We start from the raw sequence: 19,360 nt of genomic DNA on the forward strand, positions 1-19,360 counted from the left end.
GATTATTAACTCATTAGAAGAGGTTCATTATGAGCACAACCAAATGCCAGATACCCACAGCCTTCGGAGAAGAAGTATTCTCGGCACTAGAAAATTTCGACCGCCGAATTTACTTTCGTTGGGACTTACGAACTGATAAGCTGGAATTAAAGCAACCGGTTGCCAATCACTCTTACGACATTGGAACCGGTCTCTTAGATGCCTCTACTAAGCTTTGGCACTCCGGCCTTATCCACCCCGATGACCTTCACATTTTCCGCTATTTCCTACATAAAATATACCACAGCAGTTCGCGCTATTTGGGCCGCACCTGCAACCAGGCCTGCAAAATCCGGATTCGCAGTCATAAGAAAACAGACTACCTCTGGTCCGAAATCCATATCATTACCTATTTCGATGACCATCAGCCGGTGATTGCCTTCGGCAACCTCCGCAATATCCAGGCGCAAAAACTCTGGCAGCAGCGCATCGAGCAGGAAGCCTCCTTTGATAAACTCACAGGCCTGCTCAATAAAGAGACCTCCCGCCATCGCATTTCTGAGTATCTAGACTCCCTCGCCAACGAAGCTGAGCAGGCTGGTCTACTGCTAATCGATGCCGATGGCTTTAAGGGCATCAACGACAGCTTTGGTCATCTATTCGGCGATGCGGTACTTGCCGACATGGGCAGTGCCATCAGTCACAATTTCCGGCAATCGGACATAAAAGGACGTATCGGCGGGGACGAATTCGTCGTGCTTTTCCGCAACCTGAACGATCTGCAAATTCTCCGCAACCGCTGCAAAATGCTCATCCAGAAATTACAGCGCCAATACCAAAACGGAACACAAACCCTGCCCTTTTCCATCAGTGTCGGTGTCTCGCTTTATCCGGAACACGGCACCGACTACGCGGAATTGTTCAAGCATGCTGACCGGGCACTCTACGAAGCCAAAAGCAAAGGCAAAAATCAGTACGTCATCTATCACAACAGCCTTTTCAATCAGGCTGCCACAGCCCAATCCCGCATACCCAATGATTTTGCCGACCTTCAGCAAAAAGCCTTCAAAGACAATATGATTGAATTCATCTTCAAGCTGCTCTACGAAACGAACAGCCCGGATGCAACAATTTCCTTGTCTCTTTCCATGTTCGGCAAACGCTTCAATCTCGATCGAGTCGCTCTTGATCTATTCGATCCGAATGTCAACCAATACACCACGGCCTATGAATGGCTTGGTCCCAATGGTGTTTCCCTAAAGTCCGCGGAACATAACACGGTCCGCTTCTCACAAATTGCTAAGCGCAACGATTTGATTCTCAATCGTTACAAGGCAACCTCCTACGGCGTCATGTCCATCTGTGAGGATACCACCAAAGCCGATAGCAGCTATCAGTCCGCATTATCCGCCCTTCATCTCGGCGCTTTTGCTCACTGCATGATAACGCATGGCTCCGACACCTTGGGCTGCATCGGTTTCGAAAGCCGTCTGCCTCGTTCCTTCGATGACGAATGTATCCATGCGTTGAGCATCTTTGCCGTCATCCTCGGCAACATTCTTTTGACCTCTTATTCTGATGATAAACTGCGTCAGCAAAACAGCCATCTCCGCGATCTGCTGGATCACATGCAGGAAATGGTCTATGTCGTGGATAAGATAACCCTGATGCCGCTATACTTCAATCAGGCAATACGGCAAACGCTATCGGAAACCTCTGCCGGACATCCCTGCTACGAACTATTCCACCAGCGCATGACCCCTTGTCCAGATTGTCCCGTACAGAAGCTTTCCGGCGAGGGCAGTGAATACATCGCCTGCGAGCTTAGCAACTGGGACAAGGAACGCCCCACTACCACCCGAGCTTGCAATCTTCATTGGAACCAAAACGAAAACGAGCCACCACTAGCGCTAGTTATTCAGGAACCCTTCTGAATAAGCAGTCCGCCAAAATCCGCGGACTGCTTTTTTTGTTGCATAGTGCTATACTTATCCTTATGGCATAGCGAATTCAATAAAAGTGAGGCTTCCTTTATGATATCCAACATTCCACTATGGAAAAAAAATCTGCTGATTTGCTGCATCGCATCGTTTATCGTCTCCATCGGCATGAGCCAGATGGCACCAATCCTGCCACTCTATATCGCCGAATTAGGCGTCGATAATCCCGCCGATGTCGCGCGCTGGGCCGGCATTATCTTTGGCTGCAACTTCATAAGTCTGGCTATCTTTTCGCCAATATGGGGCAGGCTTTCGGATCGTTTTGGCCGCAAGCCGATGATTCTGCGCGCCTCAGGCTGGCTCGGCCTCATCATGATTGGCATGGGCTTTGCGCAAAGCGTCTGGCACCTCGTCATCCTGCGCCTGCTGCAGGGCTGTCTCAGCGGATTTCAAGCAGCCGTGATTCCACTTTTAGCACAGGAAACGCCGAAAGAACATTCTGGCTGGGCCATGGGCATGTTCTTCACCGCACAGGTATCCGGCGGTCTCATGGGCCCAGTATTTGGCGGTTGGCTCAGTGAAACCATCGGCTTTCGCAATTCCTTTCTTTTTATCGGCACTTGCTGTCTACTCGGCTTCCTCGCACTGACACAGGTGCACGAAACGCAAAAGGCCGTCCGCACCACCTGTGCCGACAGCCCTTGTCCGTCCCTTTTCCACTTGCCCCAGCGCAAAGTAATCCTTGGCGTTTTCCTAACCACGGTACTCCTCCACTTCTCACTGACCTGCGTCGCGCCGCTCCTGACTGTCTATGTCCAGGAAATTGCCGGCAATATCGACCACCTCGCCATCATATCCGGCGCCGTCTTCTCTGCCGCCGGTTTTGCCAGCATGCTATTTGCCTCACGGCTTGGCAAACTCGCTGACCGCATCGGCTCGGAACGCATCCTGTTCTCCTGCCTGCTGCTCTCCGGTCTTGTCTCCATCCCACAAGGATTTGTCACGGCCCCCTGGCAGCTCGGCGTCCTGCGCTTCTTCCACGGCATCGCCATCGCCGGCCTCATGCCCTCAACCAACAATCTCATCCGGCAGCTCGCACCACCAGCTCTCATGGGCCGCATCTTCGGCTTCAACCAGTCCGCCCAATTCATCGGCATGTTCAGCGGCGCCTTCTTTGGTGGCCAGCTCGCCGCTCTCATCGGCATCCGCAACCTATTCCTGCTCGTCGCCGCCCTGCTGATAACCAATGCCATCTGGTGCAAAGTAACGATAAAGGCGTAATTACGGTCTACCTTTCCCCTAACCTAATCCTGCTTGCGCATTATTTCATGAAGATACTGCACTACCCCGACCCAATTATTCGGGTGAATCATATCGATTTGTTGCGGATCATGACGATGGGCCAGGTAATATTCAAGCAGACGCGGATAACCGCTCAAGGCAGATTCTTTTACGTAGAGCAGGATATTCTGCTTATATTCTGTTTTTATCTCTGCCTCCCCCCAGATTTGCGGACGAATACAGTCAAGACACACGTAGCCTTCGGTTACGAATAAATTCGCCCAATAAGACTGCCACTGCTCATTGATATGATTGGTTCCGCCCTGCAGGGGCACTGCCGCTGAGAAAAACACCATATCCGAAAGCATGGTCAAATCATGGATAAAACCCGGGGCACGCTCGGCCGAAAGATGCTCAGCCACCTCTAAGCTAACCGCTAAATCGAACCGTTCGTCGCCACTCGCTATCGATTCATGTTCCAGGTCCGCCTCGACAAATTCTTTCGCATCGATATAGAGCATATCCTTTTGGACATAGCTGCCATCGACACCGACAACCGCTGCTCCCTGCTGCTTGAAAACCGCCAGCCAGGTGCCTAGCCCGCACCCCACATCGACTACCGTTTTAGGTTTCGGTACATAGTGGAACAGCTTCGGTATCGTGAGCTCCGCCGAACGGTACGACCCATCTTTTTGCGCCCGATAGAAATTTTCATCATAAGGAGTTTTATCTGTCATATTCGCCATCCTCTCAGGACTCCCGCAGGATTTTGGCATCCTGACTGCCGTCACGGTAAAGCAGGATATTGCCATTCAAGAAGTGCACGCCTTCCATGACACCACATGCTTCCAGATTCTTTTTGACCCTTTCGTATTCTTCCTGCTTGATAAAGAAGATAATGACCTCGTTTGGTTCCAAACGCAGGCCTTTTTTATTGAAATCCTTGAGCGTATAGAACTTCTCGTTTTCCTTGAGCATCAACATTCTGGTAAGCGTGTCCTTCTCAGTCTCCTCGCCAATGATGATGCGATGCATCCCCGCAATGAAGTTGGCATAAGTGAGCATCAAGGAACGGTTCGTCTGATGGATATTGCGCGCAAGATTGCCGAGGAAATCCGCATTGCACCACGGCGTCTTGGTAAAATACGTGAGGAATAACCGATGGTAGTTGTTGACCGCATCGATAGCATAGCACTTACCGGCATAATGGTAGATGCAAGCTCCTACGTTTTCTCGTTTCTGGGAAAGTTCCCAGCTCACAAGCGTGTTATATTTTTCCGGTAATAAACGGCAATCTTTATTAAAAAAATGGTTGAGCACGTCCTGGTCCAGATAATCGATCAACTCATTCTCCTTGAGGAATTCGGCACCACGCTCCAGCAGCTGTTCCTGCTGACGATATTTCTCCATATCCAGTAGCAGAACCCCTGCATTGAAATAGCACTCCTCCTTGCAAAGCCCCTTTTGAACCATCAAACTGTAGTGCCCTTCCTGTATGACCGTATCGGGTACCGCTGCCAGACCGTTTTCCCCGGTATCCTCGTTCCAAAGCTCAGCGATATCCATATTCACGATAATATCGCCATCGAGATAGATGAGCCGCTCCACCTTCGGCAGTACCTCTCCCATCACCAACCGATACCAAGTGGCCTGACTGACACCTTTTTTAAGATTTGGCTTCATCCAGGCATTCTTTTCCTCGAACGCTTCAAACCGTTTCTTGAACAGTTTCTCAAAATCGTAAAAGACAATCTGCTGACCATAACTGCGCACGAGCTGCATCAATAGTCGACGGTTGTCGGTGGATAGCGTATAGTCATGGAGAAAATGCACCGTCACCCATTCCTTGGTATTCTCAAAGATTGAGCACAGCGAAGCTCCCACATATTTGGTATAATTGCCCTTCTTATCCGAAACGGCATAGCAGACATGTATCATCGTCATCCCCCTCACATCACCATGAAAATACGATATTCATCCAACAGACGCGATGGATGCGGGATGACGATGGATTTGCCATCGATATAGTCCTCCCATTCCTTCCAGCCTGCTTCCTCTAATTTCTCTTTCCATTCGGGGAAATTGTTCAAAAAGAAGACATAGACATGCGTGCCCAAATCATAAGGAAGGTTAAGCGCGGTCCCGCCTTCGCTCATCACCACATAAGGCTCATCGTCTGCCAGCATAAACATCTCCCGCAGCTTGGCCTCATCTTGAGCCAGCCCGACAAAAACACGCTTGCGACGCGCCCAAGCCGCCGAAGCCTTGCGATTGCGCTCCACGCATTTTTCCAGTTCCCCGGCAAGGATATTGCGCGTAACCGCATAACTTTTGCAAAGGAATTCCGCATCGCACCAAGGCGTTTTGACAAAAGCCTCGTAGAATATCCGATCGCGCGGCTCTTCAAAGTTATAGCGCAGGGTCCGGCCCATATAGTGATAGATACCCTCCACCGTCTCCGGGCTGCCCCAATCCCTGTCCCAAGACTGCAGGATATTGTAGTTCCAAGGCAGATGCAGAAAATCACGGGCAAAGAAATAGTTCAGGATGTCCTGATCGAAGAAGCGGCATTCCTCCTCATGCTGAACGATAAAGCGCAGGCCTGGGAGCAGGATTTCGCCCATATCGCGCATCTTCTCCAAGTCCATCAGAAGCACGCCCGAGTTAAAGCAGGTATCAAAATCCGTCCAGCTGTTCTTGAACAGGTAGAGTTTCTCATCGATTGACCGGTCAATCTGCTTCTGATAATGCTCCATCAAGGTACGCTCAGTCACTGCCCCGAGTGGATTACCATCAAGATATATCTCCCAAAATTTGCGAATGTCCATATTGACAATCGTATCGGCATCGAGGTAGATAAGCCGCTTTACATCGCGCGGCAGAACAATAGGCGCCAGCAGGCGATAAAGCGCCGCTGGCGTATAGTAATCCGTATCAACCGCCCGCCGGAATATCTCGCGCGCCTCGGAAAGCAGCTCCTTACATTCTTCCGCTACGTTGTAGAAAAATAACTGCTGACCATACGCGCGCGCCAACTTGATGAAGTTCGCACGATTCTTCTCGGTCAATGTATCATCATGCAAAAGGTGTATCGTCACCCAAGAATCCGTATGCTCGAACAGCGAGCAAATCGAGGCTCCAATATATTTGCTGTAGGTACCATTTTTATCTGTCATCGCATAGGCAACATGCACCATCCGCGCATCCTCGCCGATTCGTTTCTGATTCATTTGATTCACATCCTTTTCTATTGTTCCAGCTAGTGCCAATGCTGCCTTTTGAGGAGAATCATCCCTCACCGCATTTTTGGGGGATGTGCCCCCCTTCCACCGCTTCGCGGTCCCCCTCCCCCGCAAGCGGGGGAGGCTTAGTGCCACCTCGCACTCGCCTGCCCCGTTTACGGGGCAGGTGGCGGCCGCAGGCCGACGGAAGGGGGACTCCACTCCCTCGATTCCCTGCACCTATCGCCGTGCCACCTCGCACCTGCCTGCCCCGTTTACGGGGAAGGTGGCGGCCGCAGGCCGACGGAAGAGGGGACTCCACTCCCTCAATTCCCTGCACCTATCGCCGTGCCACCTCGCACTCGCCTGCCCCGTTTACGGGGAAGGTGGCGGCCATAGGCCGACGGAAGGGGGACTCCACTCTCTCGATTCCCTGCGCCTACCGTCGTTCCAGCCTCGCACTCGCCTGCCCCGCGTGCGGGGAAGGCGGCGGCCGTAGGCCGGCGGAAGGGGGATTTTTACTTCTCTTTTCCACTTCCTGTTTGATTTTCACACAGACACCCTCAAAGTTCTGCTTTACCTCCCGATTCGTAAAGCGGAGTACTGCAATCCCCTTTTCTTCCAGATATTCCGTTCTCTGCCGATCATACGCAAGTCCTTCGGGTTCGTAATGCTGAGCACCATCCAACTCTATGGCCAAATGACTGGCAACACAGTAAAAATCGACAATATACAAGCCTACAACTTGCTGTCGGCGAAAACGTGGATGGAATCTGCTTAGAAAATCGTACCATAGGTGACGTTCTTCCGGTGTTTGATTTCGGCGCAATATTTTTGCATTATTTGCGATTCGCTTATCATAAGTTCGCATGGTTAGCGCTCCTCAATAGCAGCCCCCTTCCACCGCTTCGCTAGCCCCCCTTCCACCGCTTCGCGGTCCCCCTCCCCCGCAAGCGGGGGAGGCTTAGTGCCACCTCGCACTCGCCTGCCCCGCGTGCGGGGAAGGTGGCGGCCGCAGGCCGACAGAAGGGGACTCCACTCTCTCGATTCCCTGCACCTACCGCCGTGCCACCTCGCACCCGCCTGCCCCGTTTACGGGGAAGGTGGCGGCCGTAGGCCGGCGGAAGGGGGACTCCACTCTCTCGATTCCCTGCACCTACCGCCGTGCCACCTCGCACCCGCCTGCCCCGTTTACGGGGAAGGTGGCGGCCGTAGGCCGGCGGAAGGGGGACTCCACTCTCTCGATTCCCTGCACCTATCGCCGTTCCAGCCTCGCACTCGCCTGCCCCGTTTACGGGGAAGGTGGCGGCCGTAGGCCGACGGAAGGGGGAGAGATCGTACTTATTTATATAATACGCTACAATAAAAAAAAAGCCTCCTTCGCCGGAGACTTTTCTTTCGTTGCTCTTTTCTTATTGTAACAGACTCAATACATTCGAACTAGACTGGTTCGCCTGAGCGAGCATGGCCTGTGCGGCTTGCATGAGGATGTTGTTCTTGGTGTATTCGGTCATTTCTTTCGCCATGTTGGCATCGCGCATGGTGGATTCGGATGCCTGGACATTCTCACTCGATATCACGAGATTCGAGGAGGTCATCTCGAGGCGAGCCTCAATCGAGCCAATATCCGTCTGCTGGTCGAGGGCCTTCTGGATGGCATTGTCGAGGACATTGACGGCGGCATTAGCCTGTTTCTGCGTACCAACGCCAAGCGTGATGCCGGTCGAGCTCTTGAGACCGAGCGCCTCGGAGCGCATATCGGTAAGACCGATGCGGATGGTCTGATTGGCTTTGGTGCCAACTTGCAGATTAATCGCGTTGTTGTTGGATTTATTGAACGCCCGCACCGACTCGGTGAAGTTATCGAGGACGGAATTGACGGACTTCTTGACCTGTCCCTTGGAATCCTTGACACTGAACGTAATGCCCGAGAGCTGGTACTGCAAACCTGCCGAACCCGAGGAAATCGTAATGGCATTCTCGCGGTTGGCCGTATAGACCGTATCGCCCGAAGCAGAAATACCAACGACATTGCCCGTATCTACCGATAGCTTGTAAGGAATCAACTCACCGACCGAATCGGCCAAGGTCGATGCCGCTGTACTAAGGGCTACGGTAAGCGTCGAACGTGCCGCTGTATAGGCAGAATCACGTACGGTAGCTGCCGAAGCAATCGAAGAATCACGTACCGTAGCCGCCGATGCCTGCGTCGAAGTATAATTAGATGCCGCAGTCGAATAAACGGACAACGATGATGTCCAATTTGTCAAATAACCATTTACCGTTGCATTTTGAGCTATCTGTGCCGGAGTCATACCTGCATTAAATGCAGATATATATGCAGAATTATATAATGATTCATTCAGAACCGCATTCGTAGAGGCAGAATTCATCGTACTTAGCGTATTTTGCACAACACCATTATAGGTAGCCGTTGCATTAGAAACAGCCGAGCCATAGGTGCTGCTAGCCACACCATACGAACTATTATACGTCGAATTTGCCGAAGCACGCGATGCATCATACTGTGCATAGGCCGCCCGCATCAACGGATTATTGCGGACATAGGGGTCACTAGCTTCGACCAAAGCACTATCAAGAGTCGTCGTCTCATTGATATCCACATCGAAGCTATAAGTTTCTCCTTGGATCACATAGGATATCGTCAAGGTATCTGTCGTCTGGATATTGAGGCTCTCACCATTGCGGTTTTGCAAATCGACGATTCGCGTTCCTCCCAAAGTATCCTTATGGAGGCTCTGATTCGTCATCGACGTCTTGGTTGCCGTGCCCTCGGCCATCTTCGAACCATCGACCAATGTCTTGCCATTATAGGTTACGTTGGCATTATCATCAATCTGATCGATGGACTGGTCGATTTCCTTCTGGATCGTCGCCCGATCCGCATCGGTATTGCTGTCGTTGGCCGCATTGATTGCCTTTTCCTTCATCGTGCGCAGAATATCTACCGTAGAGCTCACCGCGCCTTCCGCGACCTTCATCAGGCTCACGCCATTCTGCGTATTGGCATCCGCCTGATCCAGTGAACGCACCATAACCCGCATGCGTTCCGAGATTGCATAGCCCGAAGCATCATCAGCGGCCGAATTGATTTTCATGCCGCTCGATACTTTCTGCAAACTCTTCGCCAGCGCTGAGGCATTCTTATTGAGCGTCCCTAAGGTCTTCACCGCCGACATATTGTTCTTTACCACCATTGCCATAATTGACACATCCTCCCTGATGAGTAGTCCTAAACCACCTAATCGAGCACTCACCCCTTAGCCTTACTTCCTGTGCCTGCTAAGGGAAATATAACGTGAACAGAAAGGGCGCGGAATACCCTCGCCCTCATTAGACAACTATCTCTAATCTATATATCGTAACAAGCAGAGTTTTTCTTAATAGGCAGCGTAGAAGTTTATTTATATTTTACTACAAAACGCGACACAAGAAAAGATAGTACGATGCCCTGCCCCCGTTATCCCCGTTATTATCCTATTGCAACAGCTTCAGCACGCCGGAACTGTTCTGATTGGCCTGCGCGAGCATCGACTGCGAGGCTTGGGCCAGCACATTCGCCTTAGTATAGTCGGTCATTTCTTTGGCCATATTCGCGTCGCGGATGGTGGACTCGGAGGCAACCGTTCCCTCGCGCTGCGATACGATATTCTCCTCCGTCATCTTAAGCCGCATGTTCTGCGCACCAACCAAACAATTCGCCCCAATCAGATAATTCAGCGCCTTATCCAACAGCCCCTCTTCATCCTTGGTGATATGTTTGCCACTGCGAGTAGTTCCTGCCCAGTTGCCTAATAGTTCCTCACGGCTCTTGCTGGTCATCACGTTGAAATCCGTCCAGTCCTGCGAACCAGCCTCATAGCCAAAGAGATGGTCCAGCGTGGTCTGGGGAATCTTTAGATGGATATTCATGCTCGCACGGTCTGTATGGTGGATAATCAAATCCTTCGCATAAATCTTGCGCTCGCCAATCTCCACATTATCCCAAACACCATCGGCAATCTTGGCTCCGCCGACATTATAGGTATCGTCCCATTGGTATTCGTAGAGAAGATTGCCACTCCTGTCCTTTGCATAACGCAGATACTCATCCGTCAACCGCCGCTCGTCATAGATAATCAATTTATCATCATCAGCTACCAACCGCATAAAGTGATTCAAGTCCGGGTCACTCCCCGTAAGCTCCGGTGTTGCCTGCTCAACGATTGCCTGCACTAACGAGGACGCATCCGTTACATTCGAGACATTGATATAAATATGTTTGATATCCTCCCCAGTCGGGTCAGCCTCCGGCCGTGGGCCCTCCGGCAAATCATCGGTAATAAAATGAAAATTAAATACCTGATTGTCACAGCTGGCGCAATACGCACGAAAGCCCTTGTTGTTGAGGAAGTCCGGTATCGAAAGAGTTGGATTTTCCGTAAACCACTTGCCGTAATCTAGCGTGTAAGAACGAAGCTGGCCTTCCGCTAAAAACAACCTTCCATTGTTACCTCCAGCCCCCTCCCAAAGAGCTTTGAAGCTTATTCCAATAGTTTGACCACTACTATCCGTCGCCTTTTTGATTTGACTGGTATGATTATTTTTCGTTTTTTCTATAAATGTATCTGCAAAAGCCTCTCCAATTGATTTTCCATTTGCGACTGCAGTGCGCATGTCAGCTAAATCTATTACTGTCGAACCACTAATCTTATACAGACTACTCAATGGCTCTGAGGAACCAGAATCAATAAATTCATAATAATTATTATAAAGTTGTTTAATAGGATTCTCAAACTTTGACTCCTCTCTACTACTCCAAGTAAGAGGATACATAATTGCTTTACCTTTTAAGTCGCTGATTAAATCTTCTACATTGGTATATCCTGATACATCTACAGTAGCATAAGCATCATTTCGAGAAGACGTACCACTTAACGCTGTAGTTGATAAAAATTCATACGTCTTACCAACTATGCCGTCCGTTACTCGATAATCATTTCCTCCCTCACCTGCCTCATTAACAGTCAATTTCAATTGCCTATTACTCATATCCAACGAGAACGGTCCATACGAAACGGTACCTGAATAATCAACACCAACAGAAATTACGCCATTAGACGGTATAGACGGCGTCGGCGCACTATTTCCGGTGACAAACCTTAACATATATCTATCAGCCCATCTGTCAATAGTTATTCCAGTATTCGCTACTAGACCATTCAGGCTAAACGTCGCTTGCTTACCAAACTGATGTGCTAACGAATCAGGGTCATTATCATCAAGTCCTGATGGATTTTTGCCGCCAGTAAAATTACTTGGACTACTAAAAAGGCCCGTAGGAGATGCCGCCTCCACCGTAGCCAAATAGCCCGTAAAACTTTTCCCCTTTATCATCGCCAAAGGTGATGATAAATAATATGCACCATTTGAATCTATACCATATCCTATATTAGTGGAGTCCTTAGATTTAATTGCTGCCAATACATCTTGCACAGAGTTACAGCTGTTAAGATCAATCTCATATATAATACTTCCTGGCTGAACAATCCTATCATCAGTGATATAGCCCCCGTACTCATTGTTGCTACTAGGTGTTTTTGTTAGTACAAATGTATAACTGCCTATTTCTAAAGACGTTCCATCTAACGAATCGACCGTAGTATACGAACTATTCAAGGTGAACATATAATCCGTTCCGCCTGTAAACGGAATCGCCGGCGAGAATCCTACACTATCTAACGTTGTCTGTTCTATCTTCGACGGCTGGAATAAATCAAACGGCCCCGTAATGCCATTAAGCGTCGGATAGACGTTCGGAATCACGTTTATCATATTCATGGCGTCACTGCCCTCGAGCAAGGAGGAATTGCTTTTGAGCACCCAGCTGCGAACGGTTTCTTCGACGTGGTCGCCAACGAGCAGCCGGACGCCGTTGTAGTTTGTCTCCTGGGCAATGTCTTCGATTTGCTGATAGGCGTGATTGATTTCTTTCTGGATGGTCGCACGGTCGACATCCGTGTTCGTATCGTTATCCGCATCGATGACTTTCTGCTTGATGGTCTTCATCAGTTCTATCTGTGACTGGATCGCTCCCTCGGCGACATTCAAAAGAGCCTGGCCATTCTGAACGTTTTGTTCATCCTGGTCAAGCGCACGAATCCTCACCCGCATCCGCTCGGAAATCGAGTAACCCGACGCATCATCGCCGGCGCCGGTTATGCGTTCGCCTAAGGCGAGTTTTTTCAGCTGCTTGCCGCCCTTGCTGATGTTTTTATTCAATTCACCCAGCGTCATCATCGACGCACTGTTGTTGTTGATAATCATAGCGCCCATCCTTTGAAGCTATTTTTACAGACACCTCTATAATAATATCGAATAAATCAGCGAAAAAAATAAGTAGTAATATAAAAAAAGCCTTCCCCAGAGGGGAAGGCTATATGTTGTTATTATTTTTCAAGCGATGGCACCTTGGTCAGGATGGCGGCCATTACAGCTACCAGGCAGGCCAAGGCGGCGCCAAGGCCAAGCCAGCCATTGGCGGTGATGCCGTCAACTACATAACCAGCTACACAGCAGCCCGCTACCGTCATGACGTATGGCAGCTGTGTGTTGACGTGGTCAATGTGATGACACTGGGCACCGGCCGACGCGAGGATTGTCGTATCGGAAATCGGCGAAGCATGGTCGCCGCCGACAGCACCAGACAGGATAGCTGCTACACAGACGACGAGCATATTCGGGTCCATACCGACAACTGCTACCGCAATCGGGATAAGGATACCAAACGTTCCCCAGGACGTTCCCGTTGCAAAGGCCAGGCCCATAGCCACGAGGAAGAAAATCGGCGGCAGGAACATGATAAGCGATGCGTTGGCACTGACGATACCGCCAACGAAACCACCAAGGTTCAGATATTTATCACTGCAGATACCCGAAAGCGTCCAGGCAAGGCAGAGGATAAAGATAGCCGGCGTCATGGCCTTGAAGCCCCAGCCGAAACTGTCACAGAAGGCATTGAACGAAATGACTTTGCGCGGCAGATAGAGGAAGCCTGTAAAGATAAACGCGATAAAGGAACCAAGTACCAAAGACTTCGAAGAATCGCAGTTCGCAAAGGCATCGGCGATGCTCTTGCCCTCATGAATGCCGCCCGTGTAAAGCATGCCATAAACGCAGGCCGCAATCAGAACGAATAACGGCAGCAACAGATCGATGATTTTGCCATTGCCTTCCTCTTCATGCTTGATGCCTGTCGTATCCTGATATTCTTTGGGAACGACAAAGTTCTCATTGCTTTCGCGGACGCTCTTAGCCATCGTGCTGTAGTCACGGCCCGTCCAAATCAGGAAAACCATAAAGATAAGCGTCAGCCACGCGTAGAGATTGAACGGAATCGTCTGCAGGAACAGCGAGAAGCCATCGATCTCACTGCCCTCCGGCAGCGAGGAACCTACCGCAGCCGCCCAGCTCGATACCGGAGCGATGATGCAGATTGGTGCCGCCGTCGCATCGATGATATACGCGAGCTTCGTGCGCGCAATCTTGAATTTATCGGTGACCGGACGCATGACCGTACCGACCGTCAGACAGTTGAAATAATCATCGATGAAGATGACCAGTCCCAAGAGCGCCGTAACCAGCGAAGCACTACGCTTGCCATTGATTGCCTTGGCTGCCCATTCTCCATAGGCGCGGGTTGCACCACTGCGCGTGATAGCCGCCACGAGAATACCGAGGATGACCAGGAATACGAGAATGTTGACATTGCCGCCAACTTTATCCGACATGACGGCAAACATCGTCAGGATAGCTTCCAGGATGTTGCCGCCCGTAAAGAGCAGGGCTCCGGAAAAAATACCGATAATCAGCGACATATAAACTTCTTTCGTCCAGAGAGCCAGCGCAATCGTGATGACTGGTGGCAATACAGACCAGACGGATTCTGCCATGAACATAACCTACCTTCTGTTATACTTGTACATTACAACATTACAATATTACAAACTTTGTTTTTTCACGTGTACTATTGTATAACATTTTTTGCATAGTATCAATAAAAAATTAAGCATTTTTTGCAATCTTTGTGAATTCATCCGCGAGCTTCGCAAACTCCTCGAGCGAGAGCGTCTCACCGCGGCGTGTCATTTCAATGCCAGCGGCCTCCATCACATCGCGGACCTGCTCCTTCGGGAAACCGCCTCCCTTCAAGGCATTCGAAAGAGTTTTGCGGCGCTGGCCAAAGGCTGCCTTTACCACCCGGAAGAACATCTTCTCGTCCATGACGTCAACGGCTGGCGTTTCACGAACCTTGCAGGCGATGACGACGCTGTCGACTTCCGGCGCGGGGATAAAGGAACGCGGTGGAACGTCGAGGACAATTTCCGGTTCCGTATAATACTGGACGGCTACCGACAGGGCACCATAGGTACGGGACCCCGGCTTAGCAATCATGCGCTCAGCGACTTCCTTCTGTACCATCGTGACCATGCGCGTAATCGGCAGATGGCGCTCCAAAAGCGTCATGAGAATCGGCGTCGTGATATAGTACGGCAGGTTAGCCGCTACCTTGAACGGCCCCTCCCCCATGATTTCCGGAATGTTCACCTTGAGGATATCTCCCGGCACGATGGTGACGTTGTCATAGGCCTTGAGCGTCTCCGCCAGCACTGCTGGCAGTTTCTTATCCAGCTCGACCGCTGTAACCTCGGCACCAGCCTCGGCAAGGCCTTGGGTCAGCGTACCGATTCCCGGGCCGATTTCCAGTACACGTTCTCCCGGCTGAATCTCAGCTGCATCGACAATGCCCTGCACGATGCTCGCATCAATCAGGAAGTTCTGGCCGAGTTTCTTGCTCATGCGCAGGCCAAAAGCCTTCAGAATATGATTGGTTACGGAACGGCTGGCAATTTTCGGCTGCAAAATTTCTTCATCCTGGTGGTTCATACTTCCTCCTTATCAAGCTGCGCCACGGCGTCAGCAAATTCTTCTCTCGTTACTCCATAGTGATTGAGCCGTTTCAAAAAGGTCTTGGCATTAGCAAAACCAAGACCGAGGATTGCGCCCAAGCGGGCACGGCGCTGGCTGGCGCTTTTCGCGCCCGACAGGTCGTGCTTGATGAGGTCCGCGCCCGTGAAATTCTTCGTCGGCTCCCAGTCCAGCGTACGCACTTTTTCCAGCGCCTTGCGGATGGCATCGGGCTTGGCCTGTTCGATGCCGATATCATCGTTATCCGTAGCATCTTCTACCGGCACAAAGGCGTGCTTGGCATTCGGGAAACGGCGCGAAAGATACAGACGAATGCGCTCGCCAGCCGAATCCGGATCGGTCATGATGATGATGCCGCGTTTCTTGTAGGCTTGCTCGATATTCTTGAGAGCTTGTGGCTTTAGGTTAAAGCCCTCGGTGATGATGCAGTCGGCCTCGACTGCTTTGTCGATGGCCACCACATCCATTTTACCCTCGACAACTAATACTTCTTTTATCATAAAACTCCTCGTATCCTTCCGGTTTAAAGTACAGTCTTGACCGCCTCATAGACCTCGTCATGAATTGCCGCAATGCTGCGGGGCTCGCCGCCTTCACTGCAGATGACTTTTGACCAGTCATATTTGGCCGCCAGTTCCAGATAGGCCGCATGGCAGCGGTGCAGATAACTGGTATCCTTTTCGTGGATATCCTTCTCTGCCCCTGTTTCCTTGGCCCGGGCCGCAATGAGCTTGTCGGCAACATGGGGGGCCATATCGAGAAATACGACTTTGTCGGGGACAGGCAGACCGATTTTCACGAACTCGAAATCCCAAAGCCAGTCGAGGAACGCTTCGCGCTCCTTGGCATCGGTGAGCTTAACGGCCTGATGGACCATGTTGCTTGTCGTATAGCGGTCAGCCAGGATGATATCGCCATTGTCGTAGAATTCTTTCCACTTCATGCGGAACGACGCATAACGGTCAACGGCGAAAAAAGTCGAGGCCGCAAAAGCGTTGACATCCTCGGCATGGCCGCCAAAGTCCCCGCGCAGGTACATGCGCACCAGCATTGACGAGTCGGCCTCATAATCGGGGAACTCGATGCGATGGACGCGATAGCCATCCCGGACCAAATGGTCGTAAAGGGCCTTGGTCTGCGTGGCCTTGCCCGAGCCATCGCCGGCTTCTATAATGATGAGTTTTCCTTTGCTCACGATTCTTTCACTACCTTTAATGTCTCTAGATTGGTATCCTGCGGCCCCACTACTTTGAGCCCGAGCTGCTGCATGGCACGAATATAGGCAAGACTTGATGGGTCAATTCTATCCCCCGGCGCCAGTATCGGAATCCCCGGCGGATAGAACATCAACTGCTCTGCGGCGATGCGCCCTGCCGCCCTGTCAAAAGGAACCTGCTCATAGGCGGCAAAGAAGGCCTCCCGCGGCGTCATGCCAAGTTCTGGCACGGCAGGAAGCTTTGCCGGAACCGAGAATCTTTCCCCTGCGGAAAAACGCGCCGAAAGTTTTTTCAGAGCCTCCAGCAAAACAGCCGTCTCATGCTCCGTATCCGCATACGAAATAATAAATAGCAAATTATAGGCATCGGAAAGCTCGCATTGAATCTTGTACTCATGACGCAAGACTTCTTCGGCCTGTGGCCCGCTGATGCCCAGCTCCCGAAGGCTAACCGTAACTTTCGTGAGGTCAAGGCCCGACGCCCCTTCTGTCTGCAGATAATCAGCTCCAAAGGACCACAGCCCATCGATCCGATTGATATCCTGGCGGAGTTTTTCCGCGAGTTTCACCGCACGGCCAACTTTCTCGGCGCCATCTTCAGCCAGCTGCAGACGGGCGATGTCAAGTGACGCGAGCAATAACTGATTGGGACTTGTCGACTGCAAAAGGCTTGCTGCCTGACGGACACGCTCCGCGCGCACGCGCGGCCCCTTGACGAGCAGCATGGAAGTCTGCGTAAGGCTTCCGACAATCTTATGCGTACTTTGCGCCGCCATGTCAGCCCCGGCGTCGATGGCCTGCGGTGGCAATTTATCCGAAAACTTCAGATGCGGACCATGGGCTTCATCCACGAGCAGCAGCATGCCATGCGCGTGCAATTCGTCAGCAATGGCCGATAAATCCACGGTGACCCCATAATAGGTCGGATAGACCAGTGCCAATGCCTTAGCCTCGGGATGCTCGGCAATAGCCCTGCGAATATCGCTTAGGCGCAAGCCCATGGCAATGCCAAGCCGTTCGTCGATTTCCGGCTGGATAAAGACAGGCTTTGCCCCTACCAGAATGATGCCGCCAATCATCGAACGGTGTGCATTGCGCGGAACCAGCACGGTATCCCCAGGACGGAGCGCCGCCATCAGCATTGTATGGATGGCACCGCTCGTGCCGTTAATCATAAAATAGGCCGCATCGGCACCATAAAGCTCCGCGGCTAGTTCCTGCGCTTCGCGGATGCACATCGTCGGCTCATGGAGGTCGTCGAGTTCCTCCATCAGCGAGACTTCCTCGCGAAGTCCCTCCTCCGTAATGAGATTTTTGAGCAGTGGATGCGCGCCGAGCCCCTGTTTATGTCCCGGCGTATGAAAAGCGAGAGCGCCGTCTCGCGCGTAAGCCTGCATAGCCTCCGCAATCGGCGCTCTTAGCTGATTTGATTGGATTGAACGATCTTTTTTCATCACGATTTTTTACCCTTATCGGGAGTGTTGATTACCTTTACGTCTTCCTTCTTGGCACCAGGAAGCTTGTTGGGTACGCGCAGATGTATGCGGGTGCCCTTGCCAATAGTAGACAGCACATTGAGGTCCGCACCGATAATCTTGGCGCGCTCCTTCATGCCCATAATGCCAAACTGTCCGGCATGATCCGTACCATCTGCCAGGATTTCGCCCGCCGGAACATCGGGAATCTCGGGGTCAGCCTCCGCATCGAAGCCCTTGCCCTCATCCTCTACCAATACCGACAAGGCCTGCGGCTGGTATAACAGGCGAACCCGCGCCTTATCCGTTCCCGCGTGATGCGCGACATTGTTCAAAGCCTCCTGCACCACACGGAAAATGGCAATCTCTACGTGTTTCGGCAAATCATACGATTTGCCATCGACACTGAAATCCGTCGACAGAATGCCACGGGAAGCCAGCCGTCCCACCAGCTGATTGATTGCCGGGGCTAGTCCCAAGTCATCCAGCGCCATCGGACGCATGTCGAAGATAACCTGACGCACATTGCTCAAGCAGTCACGAATCTGCTGCCGCAGCTCCTGCAAGGTACGCTTAGCTTCTTCCGGGTCATAATCAATGAGTTTTTCCGCAATCGAGGTCTGGAAAATGAGGTTTGCCAAATCCTGCGCCGGGCCATCGTGAATCTCTCGCGAGACACGATAGCGTTCCTCTTCCTGCGCCTTGATGATGCGCGCCCCAACGAACTTATCCTTCTGGACCGCTTCGATTTTCCAGACTACCCCGCTGACCTGCGAGCTCAAATACGAAAGCACCGAGCCAATCGCCAGTGCCAGATGCTCTGCCTGAACCAGCATCACCTGCAAATGGCGCAGGCGAAGTTCCAGTTTGTCACGCTGCTGTCGCAGGGCCTGTTCCTTCTCCCTCTCGACACCGAGCTCAACCTGGACGTTCTTGACTGCTTCATAGCTGGCACGGATTTTCTCTTCGGAATAATCCTGGAAATTGCCGCTGACCATGACCAGATGCTGTTTTTCCCGCTGCTCTTTCTTCGCCAGCTCATCCACCCGGTCAATCGTCTGCCGCGCCTGCTCTTTTAATTCCTGCAGCTGCTTTTTACTATTTTCAACCTCTGTACGGGCTGTTTCGTATATTTCAAAAATCTGCGATTTACTATTTTCAATCGTGTCAATGGTATTCGTCAGGATGCTTTTCAGGGAACCTTCCTTGATACCACCATTGCCATCCATCAGGGATTCATTGTTGAGGGCTGCCATACTG

General features: G+C 51.3%; 14 protein-coding genes and 2 pseudogenes. 2 read left to right on the forward strand and 14 right to left on the reverse strand.

Annotated features, from left to right (window positions below; genetic code table 11):
- Positions 1-29 precede the first annotated feature (29 nt).
- Both T504_RS0113075 and T504_RS0113080 read left to right on the forward strand, forming a co-directional pair.
- Positions 30-1,913 (forward strand): sensor domain-containing diguanylate cyclase, encoded by a 1,884-nt coding sequence (locus T504_RS0113075; RefSeq protein ID WP_081823477.1) that lies wholly within the window; start codon positions 30-32, stop codon positions 1,911-1,913.
- A gap of 45 nt (positions 1,914-1,958) precedes the next feature.
- The gene (locus tag T504_RS0113080) at positions 1,959-3,200 is read left to right on the forward strand and encodes an MFS transporter (RefSeq protein ID WP_231473922.1); all 1,242 of its coding nucleotides are present in this window, start codon (positions 1,959-1,961) and stop codon (positions 3,198-3,200) included.
- Between the two features lie 23 nt (positions 3,201-3,223).
- Here T504_RS0113080 and T504_RS0113085 read toward each other — a convergent pair whose 3' ends face one another.
- From T504_RS0113085 to T504_RS0113140, 14 genes and pseudogenes are all read right to left on the reverse strand, one after another.
- Entirely contained in the window at positions 3,224-3,937 is a 714-nt protein-coding gene (locus T504_RS0113085) for a class I SAM-dependent methyltransferase (RefSeq protein WP_033171579.1), read from the reverse strand.
- Between the two features lie 13 nt (positions 3,938-3,950).
- Entirely contained in the window at positions 3,951-5,144 is a 1,194-nt protein-coding gene (locus tag T504_RS0113090; RefSeq protein WP_081823479.1) for a glycosyltransferase family 8 protein, read from the reverse strand.
- Between the two features lie 5 nt (positions 5,145-5,149).
- Positions 5,150-6,430: a glycosyltransferase family 8 protein gene (locus T504_RS0113095; protein WP_033171505.1), complete on the reverse strand. Its 1,281-nt coding sequence runs from the start codon at positions 6,428-6,430 to the stop codon at positions 5,150-5,152.
- A 430-nt stretch (positions 6,431-6,860) separates the two neighbouring features.
- Complete coding sequence (locus T504_RS0113100) at positions 6,861-7,292, reverse strand: endonuclease domain-containing protein (protein WP_072022753.1); 432 nt, start codon at positions 7,290-7,292, stop codon at positions 6,861-6,863.
- A 541-nt stretch (positions 7,293-7,833) separates the two neighbouring features.
- Positions 7,834-9,192, reverse strand: coding sequence for a flagellin (locus T504_RS15130; protein WP_369793652.1), 1,359 nt, complete (start codon positions 9,190-9,192; stop codon positions 7,834-7,836).
- Positions 9,192-9,645 (reverse strand): annotated as a pseudogene (locus tag T504_RS14995) (flagellin); the annotation flags it as partial. The gene T504_RS15130 and the pseudogene T504_RS14995, both read right to left, overlap by 1 nt.
- A 274-nt stretch (positions 9,646-9,919) precedes the next feature.
- Positions 9,920-12,262 (reverse strand): flagellin, encoded by a 2,343-nt coding sequence (locus tag T504_RS15135; protein ID WP_369793653.1) that lies wholly within the window; start codon positions 12,260-12,262, stop codon positions 9,920-9,922.
- Between the two features lie 84 nt (positions 12,263-12,346).
- Positions 12,347-12,757, reverse strand: a pseudogene (locus T504_RS15005) (flagellin); the annotation flags it as partial.
- A 113-nt stretch (positions 12,758-12,870) separates the two neighbouring features.
- Positions 12,871-14,373, reverse strand: coding sequence for a Na+/H+ antiporter NhaC family protein (locus tag T504_RS0113115; protein WP_033171582.1), 1,503 nt, complete (start codon positions 14,371-14,373; stop codon positions 12,871-12,873).
- A 112-nt stretch (positions 14,374-14,485) separates the two neighbouring features.
- Positions 14,486-15,367, reverse strand: a complete 882-nt coding sequence (rsmA, locus tag T504_RS0113120) for a 16S rRNA (adenine(1518)-N(6)/adenine(1519)-N(6))-dimethyltransferase RsmA (protein ID WP_173663284.1) — start codon at positions 15,365-15,367, stop codon at positions 14,486-14,488.
- The gene (gene rnmV, locus T504_RS0113125; RefSeq protein WP_033171507.1) at positions 15,364-15,909 is read right to left on the reverse strand and encodes a ribonuclease M5; all 546 of its coding nucleotides are present in this window, start codon (positions 15,907-15,909) and stop codon (positions 15,364-15,366) included. Before rnmV ends, rsmA begins: the two co-directional genes overlap by 4 nt.
- Before the next feature lie 23 nt (positions 15,910-15,932).
- A complete protein-coding gene (locus T504_RS0113130; protein ID WP_033171508.1) occupies positions 15,933-16,604 on the reverse strand; it encodes a dTMP kinase in 672 nt (223 codons plus the stop codon).
- Complete coding sequence (locus T504_RS0113135) at positions 16,601-18,079, reverse strand: aminotransferase class I/II-fold pyridoxal phosphate-dependent enzyme (RefSeq protein ID WP_051635407.1); 1,479 nt, start codon at positions 18,077-18,079, stop codon at positions 16,601-16,603. Before T504_RS0113135 ends, T504_RS0113130 begins: the two co-directional genes overlap by 4 nt.
- Complete coding sequence (locus tag T504_RS0113140; RefSeq protein ID WP_033171509.1) at positions 18,079-19,356, reverse strand: sensor histidine kinase; 1,278 nt, start codon at positions 19,354-19,356, stop codon at positions 18,079-18,081. Before T504_RS0113140 ends, T504_RS0113135 begins: the two co-directional genes overlap by 1 nt.
- Positions 19,357-19,360 lie beyond the last annotated feature (4 nt).

The organism is Selenomonas sp. ND2010 (genome assembly GCF_000702005.1).
Classification (GTDB): domain Bacteria; phylum Bacillota; class Negativicutes; order Selenomonadales; family Selenomonadaceae; genus Selenomonas_A.